The 13,537-nt window shown below is 51.5% G+C and carries 8 protein-coding genes; 5 read left to right on the top strand and 3 right to left on the bottom strand.

What is annotated here, in order from left to right:
• Positions 1-130: 130 nt before the first annotated feature.
• On the bottom strand, positions 131-3,004 hold the full coding sequence (gene rapA, locus IOQ59_RS09760) for an RNA polymerase-associated protein RapA (protein ID WP_228050812.1): 2,874 nt from the start codon (positions 3,002-3,004) through the stop codon (positions 131-133).
• A gap of 405 nt (positions 3,005-3,409) precedes the next feature.
• On the opposite strand from rapA, the gene IOQ59_RS09755 reads away from it, so the two are divergent.
• On the top strand, positions 3,410-6,310 hold the full coding sequence (locus IOQ59_RS09755; protein ID WP_193953094.1) for an EAL domain-containing protein: 2,901 nt from the start codon (positions 3,410-3,412) through the stop codon (positions 6,308-6,310).
• A gap of 64 nt (positions 6,311-6,374) precedes the next feature.
• Positions 6,375-7,613 (top strand): DEAD/DEAH box helicase, encoded by a 1,239-nt coding sequence (locus tag IOQ59_RS09750; protein WP_193953093.1) that lies wholly within the window; start codon positions 6,375-6,377, stop codon positions 7,611-7,613.
• Between the two features lie 81 nt (positions 7,614-7,694).
• Here IOQ59_RS09750 and lhgD read toward each other — a convergent pair whose 3' ends face one another.
• Positions 7,695-8,897: an L-2-hydroxyglutarate dehydrogenase gene (gene lhgD / locus IOQ59_RS09745; protein WP_193953162.1), complete on the bottom strand. Its 1,203-nt coding sequence runs from the start codon at positions 8,895-8,897 to the stop codon at positions 7,695-7,697.
• 196 nt (positions 8,898-9,093) lie between these two features.
• Between lhgD and IOQ59_RS09740 the strand changes: the two genes are divergently transcribed.
• The 3 genes from IOQ59_RS09740 (at position 9,094) to arsJ (ending at position 12,567) form a co-directional block, all read left to right on the top strand.
• Positions 9,094-9,960 carry a prephenate dehydratase gene (locus tag IOQ59_RS09740; protein WP_193953092.1) on the top strand — a complete coding sequence of 289 codons (867 nt, stop codon included), beginning with the start codon at positions 9,094-9,096 and terminating at the stop codon, positions 9,958-9,960.
• Positions 9,961-10,333: 373 nt separating this feature from the next.
• Positions 10,334-11,338: an ArsJ-associated glyceraldehyde-3-phosphate dehydrogenase gene (locus IOQ59_RS09735; protein ID WP_193953091.1), complete on the top strand. Its 1,005-nt coding sequence runs from the start codon at positions 10,334-10,336 to the stop codon at positions 11,336-11,338.
• Positions 11,338-12,567, top strand: coding sequence for an organoarsenical effux MFS transporter ArsJ (arsJ, locus tag IOQ59_RS09730; RefSeq protein ID WP_193953090.1), 1,230 nt, complete (start codon positions 11,338-11,340; stop codon positions 12,565-12,567). The genes IOQ59_RS09735 and arsJ overlap by 1 nt, the downstream gene beginning before the upstream one ends.
• Here the strand turns inward: arsJ and IOQ59_RS09725 are convergent.
• On the bottom strand, positions 12,564-13,502 hold the full coding sequence (locus IOQ59_RS09725) for a hypothetical protein (RefSeq protein ID WP_193953089.1): 939 nt from the start codon (positions 13,500-13,502) through the stop codon (positions 12,564-12,566). The two genes, arsJ and IOQ59_RS09725, sit on opposite strands and share 4 nt — an antisense overlap.
• Positions 13,503-13,537 lie beyond the last annotated feature (35 nt).

Here is a 13,537-nt window from a genome sequence, read left to right as displayed (position 1 = left end):
TCTTTTTTGAACACTGGTTGCCATGGATACATTAAAATTCATAGCACAGGGCAAAGAAGGGATTGCAAGTGAATGAGTGAGGGAGGGGGAAATACGGGACCAGCAGAACGGCCGGTCCCGATGCGAGATATTACTTATCGGTCACCAATGCGATGCGCACAGCATCCAAGTTAAGAGTCGCTTCTGATAGATAGGCATCCAAACCGTCTTTCTGTGCCTGCTGATGCACCAGCTCTTCACCACGGATGTTAGGGTTCACTTTGGCCAGAGCTTGTAAACGCTCCAGCTCACCCCCTAACAATTGCGCCACGCGATCCGTTGCAGCGCCAACAGCAGTATCACGCTGTGGTGTCGCCAAGGATTCAGCGGTATCTAGCAAGCCCTGAATCTGCTCACGTCCATGACGCACCAGATTCTGTGCCGTGGAGCGTGGCACACGCTCGCCTAGCTTGTCGAAGTGCGCCTGTGTCAGCACCTTGCTCAAATCATTGCCGTTGCTGTCCACCACCACTCGTACTGTCGCGGCTGGCAGATAACGGGACACCTGCATCGCCTTAGGCGCCGCACAGTTGATGCGATAGATCGCCTCCAACAACAACGTTCCCGGCTGCAGAGGTGGTAGTTTCATGGTACAGACGGCGGTATTACCGAAGTCGCTGCCCAGAATCATCTCCATCACACCCTCAACCATCGGGTGTTCCCATGTCATGAAGTTCATATCTTCACGGGACAAGGCTTCCGAACGGCGGTAAGTCGCCGTCATGCCCTCATCCGGCAATCCCGGAAAATGCTCATTCAGCATGTGATCGGTCGGATGCAGGACAATCGAATCCGGACCATGTGGCTGCTGTTCAACACCAAACTGGTCGAAGACGTTAGCCATGTAATCACTCAACGCCAGGCGATCACTGGTCTCTTCAACATCCGCAACCAGCTGTTCAGCACGTGGCAGATCGCAGGAATTCAGTTCCAACAGACGGTCACGACCATCCTGCAGAGCCTGCATCACAGAGTCCGTCTCATGACGGGTATCTTCCAGCAACTGCTCTAACATCTCAGTTTCGCGGATATTGTCGTCCATCTGTGCGTACAGTTCTGTCGCAAACTTCAGGAACAACTGCTGTCCCGCAGCACACGGGCGACTGAACAGATCCACACCTTCATCGTACCAACGCAGCAACGTTTCCTGTGCGCTGTCGACGTAAAACGGTACGTGAATCTGTACGGTATTTTTCTGACCGATACGGTCGAGACGACCGATACGCTGCTCCAGCAAATCCGGATTCAGCGGCAGGTCAAACATCACCAGATGATGGGCGAACTGGAAGTTACGACCTTCACTACCGATCTCGGAACAGATCAATACCTGTGCAGAGTCTTCATCGTCGGCGAAATAGGCTGCCGCACGGTCACGGTTAATCAGACTGAGGCCCTCGTGGAACGCCGCGCAGCGCAGACCGACCCGCAGTCGCAGGTGTTCTTCTAAGGCGATCGCAGTGTTTTTATTGGCGCAGATCAGCAGCGTTTTTTCATAGCGGTGCTCTTTCAGCCACTGCTCCAGCCAAGACACACGTGGGTCGTCCTGCAACCACTGATCACCCAGAATGCGCTCAGGGTGCAGCAGATGTTCGATATTCTCACCGGCATCATGCTCAAGGTAAGCATCCGGGCTGTCCAGCTCGTAAGTATGCAGTTCACGATCAGGGAAGCCCGCAACTGCTGCACGCGTATTACGGAACAACACGCGACCGGTGCCATGACGGTCCAGCAACTTGGCAATACAGTCCTGAATCACTTCGTCCTGATCATCACCGTGCAACCCTGCCAGCAACTTATCCACTGCTTCAGGGTTCAGATAATCAGCCAGCATCTGCTGCAGACCTTTATCCGCTTCCAGACGCTGAGCGACATCGTCTTCCTGCAGATGCTCCACCAGCGTGCTGACCTGACGGTAGCCACTTTCCTCTTCGCGGAACTCAGCCAGATCGTTATAACGATCCGGATCCAGCAAACGCAGACGGGCAAAGTGGCCTTCGAGCCCCAGCTGTTCTGGGGTTGCCGTCAGCAACAATACACCCGGAATCTTTTGTGCGAGCGCTTCAACCGCCAGATACAGATGGCTTGCAGCTTCTTCGCTCCATCCCAGATGGTGAGCTTCGTCGACCACCAACAGATCCCATTTCGCTGCCATTGCCTGCGCATGACGATCAGGATTATCACTCAGGAACGACTGACTACACAGAATCAACTGAGCATTTTCAAATGGGTTATCCACACCGGACATATCCATCGTGATGCAACGCATCTCATCCAGCACGGTAAAGCGCAGGTTAAAACGACGTAGCATCTCTACCAGCCACTGATAGAGCAGGCTATCAGGCACAGTCACCAGAACGCGCTCCGCACGCCCCGTGATAATCTGCTGCAGAATGATCAGACCGGCTTCGATGGTTTTACCCAGACCCACCTCATCCGCCAGCAAAACACGCGGCGCGTAGCGATTCGCAACCTGACTAGCGATATAGAACTGATGCGGCAGAACCTGTACACGGGCCCCCAACAATCCTTTAACACTGGACTGCTCCAACCGATGCATCTGCTCCAATGTATCCAGTCGCAAACGATAGCGTTTCAGCTTATCGATCTGGCCTGCAAACAATCGGTCCGTTGGTTTACTGAACTGTACAAAACTATCCAGCTCAGCTTCAGGAACGACCATGGTTTCCCCATCATCATCCTCCCCCACATAGAGCAGGCAACCGTTGTTTTCGTGCCGCTCTTCAACCGTCATGCTTTGACCGTTCTGGGTACGCACCTTTTCACCGATAGCGTAGGCAACACGGCTAATGGGCGCGTTATCCGCCGCATAGGTACGTTCTTCTTCGGAGGCAGGAAACACCAGTGTGACGCGACGTCCGTCAGTCTCTGTTACAAGACCCAGACCCAGTTCAGCTTCGGTATTACTGACCCAACGCTGACCTAATGAATAAGGGGAGTTTGCCAAGGTATTTTGTTCCGTATCTGTCATATATAAACTGAGGGATGGGGATGATAGGCGTTTCCCCCTCTCCTTACAAAAAATAGTTCAAATTACTCGGCATTTTTCTCCCTAAGCGGATGATTTTGTATCATAATTTCTATGAAATCTGAGTAAGGTCAGTGTCATCACTCAGGTTTCAGGGCATCCTATTTGCCAGGGAAGGAAATACCAGTGCACATCAGTCGGATAAAATTCCGCGTGCACTGGACGCTACAATTGCTTCAGGGACAGCGCCGACCTGCCCTCTGCACATTCTTTCCCATACATATAAAAACGATAAAACACAGCCCGTGTTTGCCCCATACGCTCTGCTTAGACTTATAGTGTAGACGTGTTGGCCAGCCCCGTGGACTGCGTTGCATTTGGGCTATGACTGTGAAAAAACTCGACCACCTGCTGAGTCATCCACTACTGACAATCACCCTGTCCAGCACATTGGCCTGTGCCACCCAATGCATGCATGACAACAGGCTGAGCTCGCTGCTGGTGGTCAGTGATGACGATGGACTGCCGGAAGGCATCGTCACCGAGCGTGATATTCTGGACGCACTGGCAAAGGATGTGAGTTGCGACACCCCTATCAATGATGTCATGAGCAAACCGGTGATCTCAGCCCCCGCCAGCACCGAGTTCCGGGATGGCTATCATCAACTGGCATTTCACAACATTCGCCACTTATTAGTTACTCATGACGATGGCAAACCCAAAGGGATCGTCAGCGAAAGCGATTTTCGTAACCACTTAAGTTCAAGCTTTATCTCTCGCTTACGTGATATCCGTGGCCTGATGAGTAGCAGTGCGCTGACCGTGCCACAAACCAGTCTGTTACGCAGTGCCGTTCAAACCATGGCTACACACCGTTTTACCTGCGTGGTCGCCACTGATGGGAACATGCCAAGCGGTATTCTTACCGAATATGATGCGGTAAAGCTCTATAACAACGTGGACCTAGACACCAATACCCTGCTCAGCGAAGTCATGGTGAAGCCGGTCAGAACCATACCTGAACGTACCCCGGTACCAACGGCGCTGGAAATCATGCAGCTGAACAATATTCGTCACCTGGTTGTGGTCGATGATAAGAATCAGGTGCTGGGTCTGGTCACAGAACATGACATCGTGCATCAGATTGAGATCGAGTTTGCGGGCGAGATGCGTAAACAACGCAAAATCGATGAAACCGAACTCAAGCGCTATGAAAATAAACTCCACGCGATCTTTGATACCACCAATATCTTTCTGGCCTTGCTTGACCCACAGGGCTGTATTCTCGAAATCAATGCCGCAGCCTTGAAGATGAGTGGATTTACCCGGGCTGACGTTTTGGTTAAACCGATCTGGGACACGATCTGGCGCGGAGATGACGAATTACAAACACAACGACTGCATTCTGTTATTCGAGATACTGCCGCCGGAAAAACCTGCCGTATCGACACCCGCCATCTCGATGCCCGCAAACAACCTCGCTATTGTGATTGCCGCTTTCAACCTATCCTCAATGAATTCAATCAGGTTGATTACATTTTGGTGGAGGGGCTGGATGTCACGGACCTTAAATACAGCCAGCAACAACTCAAACATATGGCTTTTTACGATCCACTCACTAACTTACCGAACCGAACGTTGCTAGCAGAGCGGATGCAGGCTGCGCTTAAACAGTGCTATAAGACCGGCAAACTTCTGGCGATCGGGTATCTGGATCTGGATCACTTTAAACCCGTCAATGACGAACTCGGCCATGACACCGGTGACCAGCTGCTGATCGAAGTCGCCAACCGCCTGCGACACGCCTCACGGGCACACGATACGATTGCCCGCTTAGGCGGTGATGAGTTTGTTCTGCTACTTCCGGGACAGGATAGCCGGGCTCAGGCTGAAGAAGCACTCAACCGAATCCTGCATCGTATTGCCGCGCCTTACCGTCTGCGCGGTCATAAAATTTCGATCTCTGCGAGTCTCGGGGTCACGTTGTTTCCCGATGACAACAGTGATCCCGATATGCTGTTACGCCATGCAGATCAAGCGATGTACAAAGCAAAGCAGCTGGGCCGTAATTGTTATTACTTATTTGATAGCGAAGAAAGCAGCGCACAGGACCTTCGCCAGCAATTGGTTCAGCAGGTATTTCGAAGCTTATATCAGGACGAGTTTGAGCTGTTCTATCAACCCAAAGTGAATATGAAAACCGGTCAGGTATTGGGGGCCGAAGCACTGATTCGCTGGCATCACCCTGAACGCGGACTGTTGTTGCCACACGAGTTCCTCCCCCAGTTACAAGGTGACTCGCTCCTGATTGAGCTGGAGGAATGGGTCCTGCAAACCGGCATTCAGCAACTCAGCACCTGGCATCAGCAAGGGCTAAACCTCAGCCTGAGCATCAATATTTCAGGGCAGTATCTGCAAGAATCCAGTTTTGTAGAAAAACTGGATGGGCTGCTAAGACAACACGCCGATCTTCCTCCAGAAAAGCTGGAGCTGGAGATACTGGAAAACAGTGCACTGGAAAATATCAGTAACGCAGGCGACATCATCAAGCGGTGCCGCAGAATGGGCGTTGGTTTTTCCCTGGATGACTTTGGTACCGGTTACTCCAGCCTGACACATCTGAAACGTCTTCCAGCCGATGCGATTAAGATCGACTGCAGCTTTGTCGCTGAAATAATGGATGACCCGGACAATCTGGCGATCGTTGAAGGCATCATTGGTCTAGCCACCGCGTTCCGCCTGAAAACAGTGGCCGAAGGTGTAGAAGAGATCGAACAAGGCATGATGTTGTTGCATCTGGGCTGCAATATTGCCCAAGGATTTGCCATCGCAAATCCAATGCCCGCGGTCGATATTCCCGATTGGATCGCACACTATAACCCACCCAAAGCATGGCGCTCAGCCACAGCAAATCCAATTCCGATGAAAAACTTCCCACTGCTCGCGGCCAGTGTGGACCATCGTAGCTGGGTCGGTCGGATTATTGCTTACGTGAATCAGGAAACCAGTGAAGTCATCCCAACCGATGTGCAGAATCATATTAAATGTCGCTTTGGTCACTGGCTCAATGGTGATGGTCAGACGCGCTTCGGGCATACTGAACGCTGGCAACAAGTGGACGAAATCCACAAAGCTATCCACGCTCAATCGGCCAAAATGGTGCTTCTAGCAAGCCGAAATATGTTCTCTGAAGCGCAAAACCAGATCCCATCATTGTTAAATCAACGGGATCAGTTACTGAATCATTTAACACAATGGTATGCAGACGAGCTACAGCCGGTATAATCTCCGCCTTTACGACAGATTTTCTGTCATCGGATTCACTGCGCACAGGTAACAATTTCATACCATGTCATTTCTCGACCTCCAACTTGATCTAGAGCTGCTTCAGACGCTTGCCGAGAACGGCTTCACTGACGCCACCGATATCCAGAAGCAGGCCGTACCGGCCATTATGGAAGGGGTTGATCTGTTGGCCTGTGCCGCCACCGGTTCCGGTAAAACGCTGGCATTTGTCCTGCCAGCTATTCAGCATCTGCTGGATCAGCAGGACCGACCGCTGGACGCACCACGTGTTGTGATCCTTAGCCCAACCCGAGAGCTCGCACTCCAGACGCTACATGTCATCGAAAAACAGATCGCGTTAACCGATCTGCGCGCCAGCCTGATCGTTGGCGGCGTCCCTTACGGTATGCAAGAAAAAGACCTGAGTGAAGGTTTAGATATCTTGGTGGCAACCCCTGGCCGATTGCTGGAGATGGACGACAAAGGCTGGCTGGATCTCTCTGTTACCCAAATGCTGATCATCGACGAAGCTGACCGGATGCTGGATATGGGCTTTATTGGTGACATCCGCAGAATTGCCGGACTCACCCCTATCTCCCGCCAGACGCTCATGTTCTCCGCGACCCTGGAAGGTGGACAGGTTGAAGCACTTGCGCAGGACCTGCTCAATAAGGAATCCCGCTCGCTGACACTGGCATCACCACGCGGGGTCGCTGGCCATATTAAACAGAGCGTGTATCTGACCGATAACGACGACCATAAACAGGCCGTACTGAAAGCGCTGATTACCCGCAAAGATATTAAACAAGCGATCGTTTTTGTTGCCTCTCGGCGTCAGGTCGATACCTGGGTCACCTATATTCGAAGCCTCGGCATTATGTGCGACGGTCTGCATGGAGAGCTACCACAAGGCGAGCGCACCACCCGCCTGAAACGCATGCGCCGCGGACGCCTGAAAGTCATGGTCGCAACCGACGTAGCTGCGCGCGGTCTGGACCTGCTGGATATCACCCACGTGGTGAACCTGCATCTGCCTCGCCGTGGCGATATCTATCTGCACCGCGCTGGCCGTAGTGGCCGCGATGGCTCTCAGGGCTATGCATGGTCACTGGTGGATAGCAATGACTGGCTCAACCTGAACCGTATCGAACGTTATATCGGTGAAAAGATCAGTCAGGAAACTTGCCCAGGGCTAGAGCCAAAACGCGCCATGCCCAAAGAAGTGAAGAAAAGTAAGCCGAAGAAGAAAAAGAGCACAGCGGCCAAAAAGCCCGCGAAAAGTAAACCAAAGAAAAAACGCTAATCACATCTACTGGTGTTGGATAGCATATTCGAGCCATTCAACACCAGTAGATAACTCACGCCCGCAGCACAAGCACCTGCATCAATACACATCGTCTACCTGACGGGACAACTTCTCAATGATATGTGCACCGATGGGTATGGCAGAAGTGGCCGCCGGTGACGGCGCATTGCACACCACCAACGACCGCTGGGTGCTCACAAACAAAAAGTCATCCACAAGACTGCCATCTAACGCCACCGCCTGTGCACGAATCCCCGCCGGATAAGGTTTCAGATCATCCAGCTGCAATGACGGACAATATTTCTGCACTAATTTCAGGTACCCCGCTTTGCTTAACGAGTTTTTCAGCTCCGTCAGACTGGTACGAAAATGCTTACGCAACAACCGTAACAAACCCGGATACTGCAACATCTCAGCGGTATCCTTCAGGCTTAATGATGTTCGCTGATAACCTTCACGTTTGAACGCCAACACAGCATTGGGTCCTACAGTAACCGTCCCATCGATCATCCGGGTCAGATGCACTCCCAAAAACGGCAGATCAGGATCAGGGATCGGATAGATCAGGTGGTTCACAATCTGGTTGTGAGAGTCATCCAGCAGGAAATACTCACCGCGAAACGGGACAATACGAAATTCGGGTTCTTTACCCAGCATCTTAACCACACGATCGGATTGCAATCCTGCGCACGCCACCAGATAACGGGCCTGGAAACGTCCCTGATTAGTATATGCAGTGACCCTATCAACAAACTCTTCCAGGTTCTCTACGTGGGTGTGAAAGTTCACTTGCCCACCTTTTTCCACCACCAACTCAGCCATCTTATTGGTCACTTCACGATAGCTGACAATACCGGTGGAGGGGACGTAAATCGCACCGACCCCAGTTATCGCGGGTTCTCGCGCTTTCAATTGCTGCTGATCGAGCACTTCAATCTCTAACTCATTCTGAGCACAGCGTTCGATCAGGTCCTGCATCCGCTCCAGCTCCTGAGCATCCGTAGCCACTAAGAGCTTTCCGCACTGGTCATAATGAATTCCATGTTCATCACAGAAAGCTTTAGTGGCCTGATTTCCGGCCTTACAAAACTGCGCCTTCAGGCTGCCCGGTTTGTAATACACCCCCGCATGAATCACGCCGGAGTTACGGCCCGTCTGGTGCTGTGCCGGAGATGACTCCTTTTCAAGTACAACCACAGAACAACCCGGGTAGGCGTCTTGCAGCTGCATCGCTGTAGACATCCCAAGAATGCCGCCACCAATCACCATAAAATCATAGATTGGCTTCTGCTGTGCTTGTCTTGTTGTCACTGGAACTCCTCGTGTCCTTGGCGTCATATCGCGAGCTGTGGAAGGGCATCTCATACCCACTCGCAGATCGAGCAGCCACCTTACCAAAGGGGTATTTTTTTTCCAGTTACTAAGTGGCCTGTGCCATAATATTGGGCTTTCTCACCTTGTTTGTACGGATCACATCATGAGCGACTCAACGCAAATCATCGCCTACCAAGGCCAGCCCGGCGCGTATTCTCACCTATCTTGCACCCGTGTTTTTCCGAACATGGAAGCCTTTGCCTGTGAAACCTTTGTTGAGGCAATGTTTATGGTGGAAGACGGCAAAGCTGATCTGGCGATGATTCCGCTGGAAAACTCCACCGCAGGTCGTGTGGAAGAGATCTATCGCCTGATGCCAAAAACCCAGCTACATATCGTGGGGGAGCATTTTGAGCCGGTAAACCACTGCCTGCTCGGCCTGCCCGGCACCCAACTGGACGAACTGAAAACCGTCTCGTCTCACCCTCAAGCGCTGGCACAGTGTCTCGATCACATTAAAGAATTAGGGCTGGAACCGATTGCGAGCCTGGATACCGCCGGCTCAGCCTCCGCACTGCTAGAGACGGGCAAAAAACAGTTTGCCGCGATTGCTTCAAGTCTGGCTGCGGATCTTTACGGTCTAGAAGTACTGCGCGAGAACTTTCAGGATAAAGATGGCAACACGACCCGCTTCCTAATCCTATCACGCGATAAGGTTGTCCCTGATTTTGATCAGGCCACGAAATACATCACCACCATTATGTTCAGAGTACGTAACCTTCCCGCCGCGCTGTACAAAGCGCTGGGCGGATTCAGTACCAACGGCGTAAACATGGTGAAGCTGGAAAGTTACATGGCGTCCGACACAATGACCGCAACCAGCTTCCATCTGGATGTAGAAGGCCATCCCAATGAGAAGTCGATGCAGTATGCCCTGCAGGAGCTCGATTTCTTTGCGCGTGATGTTCGTATCATGGGTACCTATGACGCTCACCCGTTCCGTTACGAAGAAGATGTTATTGTTGAGTAAGCAACCGCAATAAATATTACCAAAAAGGCAAAAAAGTCTTTGATTTGTAGACCAAAGTACAGTGTTGCGGTGCAGCATTAGGCTCCATACTGAATGGGTGGTTAGTGCTCTTTCTTCGATGGACACTCATCCGCATCCCATCTTCTAACTTCGTCCACTCGCGGAGTTAACACAGATTCTGTCCCTCCCTCCCACCTGGGAGTGAGGGGCCTTTTTATGACCTTCCTATTAATATTTCTATTCAGCGCATCGATTCACTGGACATATTCATATATGAAAAATAATATATGTGAAAAATCGTATATATGCGCAACATCAACAGCAATCGAATAGATGACTACGCGCGTTCAAATTAGTATTTGGAGACATAATCATGAGCATCAAAGTAGGCATCAATGGTTTTGGGCGTATGGGACGCTTGGCGTTGCGCGCGGGCTGGGACTACCCGGAGCTCGAATTCGTTCAGATCAATGATCCGGCAGGTGATGCGGCAACGTTTGCGCACTTGCTTAAATTCGACTCCGTACACGGCATTTGGCCCCACGATGTGTCGGCTGAAGACGAAAAAATCTGTATCAATACCAATCAACTGGTATTCAGCAACAACAAAGAGATTGCTGATACCGATTGGTCTGGCTGCGATCTGGTCATCGAAGCCAGCGGTAAATTCAAGTATGTCGATGTATTGAATCGCTATCTGGAACAAGGGGTAAAACGCGTACTGGTCACCGCTCCGGTAAAAGAAGACGGCGCATTGAATTTGGTCATGGGCATTAACCACGATCTTTTTGATCCAACCCAGAACCGTATTGTGACCGCCGCATCCTGCACGACGAATTGCTTGGCACCAGTCATCAAAGTTGTACATGAAAAACTGGGAATCCGTCACGGCTCGATGACGACGATTCACGACATCACCAATACCCAGACCATTCTGGATGCGCCGCATAAAGATCTGCGCCGTGCACGCGCCTGCGGTATGAGCCTGATCCCAACCACGACAGGATCGGCAAAAGCTATCACTGAAATATTCCCCGACCTGAAAGGTCGTCTTAACGGTCACGCCGTGCGAATCCCTCTCGCTAATGCGTCACTGACCGACATGGTGTTTGAGCTGGAGCGCGAGACTACCATCGAAGAAGTAAACACGCTGTTTAAAGATGCAGCAGAAAATGAACTCGAAGGTGTACTCGGCTACGAAGAGCGCCCTCTGGTATCAATCGATTACCGCACAGATCCTCGTTCCAGTATCGTTGATGCGCTTTCCACCATGGTGGTGAATGGAACTCAACTGAAAATCTATGCGTGGTACGACAACGAATGGGGTTACGTAAATCGCACCGTTGAACTGGCCAAATACATTATGGCCAACGACTGATGCTCAGCGCACTGACAAACCTGTCATCAGAGGTACGGCAGTACCTTCTGGTGACAGGCAACTACTGGGCATTTACGCTAACCGACGGTGCATTGCGCATGTTGGTGGTACTCCACTTCCATCAACTGGGATACAACCCGCTCGAAATCGCTCTGCTGTTCCTGTTCTATGAGTTTTTTGGCATCGTTACAAATCTGGTCGGAGGCTGGCTCGGGGCACGTATTGGTTTGAACAAAACCATGAATATCGGGCTGAGCCTGCAGGTCGTCGCGTTGCTGATGCTCACTGTGCCTGCAAGTATGTTGACTGTCCCCTGGGTTATGGCCGCTCAGGCATTTTCAGGCATCGCCAAAGACCTGAACAAGATGAGCGCCAAAAGCTCAGTCAAGAAGTTGGCTAAAGCTCAGGTTGAAGGACATCTGTACAAACTGGTCGCGATTCTGACCGGATCCAAAAACACCCTGAAAGGGGTTGGCTTTTTCCTTGGAGGCATGCTGCTCTCCCTGGCAGGTTTTGCAGGCGCAGTCTGGATTATGATCGGCGTTCTAGCACTGGTTTTGCTAGTGAGCCTGATCAAACTCAAGGAGGATCTGGGCAAAGCCAAGGTCAAACCAAAATTCACCGAAGTGTTCTCCACCAGCCCCGCGGTTAATGCATTGTCGGCAGCACGTTTATTTTTGTTTGGCGCCCGTGATATCTGGTTCGTCGTTGCCTTACCGGTCTATTTGAGCAGTACATTTGACTGGGATCACTGGGCCGTAGGCGGCTTTCTTGCCAGCTGGATTATCGCCTACGGATTTGTTCAGGCAGCCGCGCCCTGGATTACAGGCCGTCGTAGCGGAAAACATCCCGACGGTATGAGCGCACTTCGCTGGGCCATAACATTAACAGCGATACCGGCCTTAATCGCACTGGGATTAGGCGACAATAGCGGCTTAAATCCACAATGGGTGCTGCTGGGAGGACTGGGTTTATTTGGCGTACTCTTTGCCATCAACTCTTCGCTACACAGCTATCTGATTGTGAGTTATGCCAAAGAAGATGGTGCATCGATGGATGTGGGCTTTTACTACATGGCAAACGCATCAGGACGTCTGATCGGAACACTGCTCTCCGGCTGGCTATTTCAGGTCTACGGTCTCAGTACCTGCCTGTGGATTTCAGCCCTGTTTTTACTTATTACCAGTGGTTTGTCATTGGCTCTGCCCCGCCATACAAAGGCGGCTTAATCAGTCTGCAGACGCAGTAATACCGAAAGCGTACTCTCCAGATGGGATTGCGCTTCCCCTTGCACCGACGCAGAGCTCCCAAAGCCACGAAAGGCCTCAATCCAATTCACATCCCCTTGCGGCGTATGAGTGCCCAGCAATCGGGGCACATGTGTCAGTAACGACAGACTTTCCACACCAATCTCACCGCTGTGAAACAGGTGCTGCGCAGCACCTCGCAATTCTGCGGCCGTTGCCTGACGCGGATTAAATTCACTCACACCTAATACACATTGAAGATCACACCCCATCGTCTCTAACTGATGCGAAGACAGCGGATTAAAGCCCGTCAGATTCCCAGCTCTCAGTAATACCTGACGCACATAACTATCGAGCTGCCCCAGGCTCGCAGCCTGATGACGCTCAACACCTTGCTCTGCCTGTAGGGAGGTTACAGCCTTTGCCAGCGCATGCTTTACGCCCAGTCCGGTAATCGCCTGAGTCAGTCGTGAATTATCCCGACCCCAACTCTGAATCGGACCTTCAGCTTGCCATAAGCGCTGCAGGTAAGAATCCGATAACATAAAAGATTCATTTGGAGTTGTTGATATTCCAGCCACGCCAAAGCGTACATCCACCATCGCCTGCATATCGTATCGCATGAGATCAAAGGCGACCTGACGGGAACGCTCATGAAAGCGCTCAAAGTCTGCTTCTGTTTCCCGCAGGACCTCTTCCGCCTGCGAGAAAATGCGACCGTAGTCCGAAATCGGCCAACGCTGCAACAACTGCTGTTCGGTGTGATTCGGCCGCACGCCGTTCTGCGCATATGCGACTACAGCCTGTTTCACCTCGATCTCTTGCTGCAACATCTGGGCAAACCCACGGTCCTGTTGCATCGGATCAAACTGAAAAGGCTCGGTGGATAAAATAGGCAAAGATCGGTTGAGTTGCATACGTCACCTCCAGACTAGTGGAGGTAAAACAGCAA

The organism is Pontibacterium sinense (assembly GCF_015209595.1).
GTDB lineage: Bacteria > Pseudomonadota > Gammaproteobacteria > Pseudomonadales > Balneatricaceae > Pontibacterium > Pontibacterium sinense.
This window is presented reverse-complemented; position numbering and strand designations above follow the sequence as displayed.

Bases quoted from the DNA above. Each gene is read 5' to 3' on its own strand.
- arsJ (WP_193953090.1), top strand. From the start codon at position 11,338: ATGCTCAGCGCACTGACAAACCTGTCATCAGAGGTACGGCAGTACCTT.
- IOQ59_RS09725 (WP_193953089.1), bottom strand. From the start codon at position 13,502: ATGCAACTCAACCGATCTTTGCCTATTTTATCCACCGAGCCTTTTCAG.
- IOQ59_RS09735 (WP_193953091.1), top strand. From the start codon at position 10,334: ATGAGCATCAAAGTAGGCATCAATGGTTTTGGGCGTATGGGACGCTTG.
- IOQ59_RS09750 (WP_193953093.1), top strand. From the start codon at position 6,375: ATGTCATTTCTCGACCTCCAACTTGATCTAGAGCTGCTTCAGACGCTT.
- IOQ59_RS09740 (WP_193953092.1), top strand. From the start codon at position 9,094: ATGAGCGACTCAACGCAAATCATCGCCTACCAAGGCCAGCCCGGCGCG.
- IOQ59_RS09755 (WP_193953094.1), top strand. From the start codon at position 3,410: ATGACTGTGAAAAAACTCGACCACCTGCTGAGTCATCCACTACTGACA.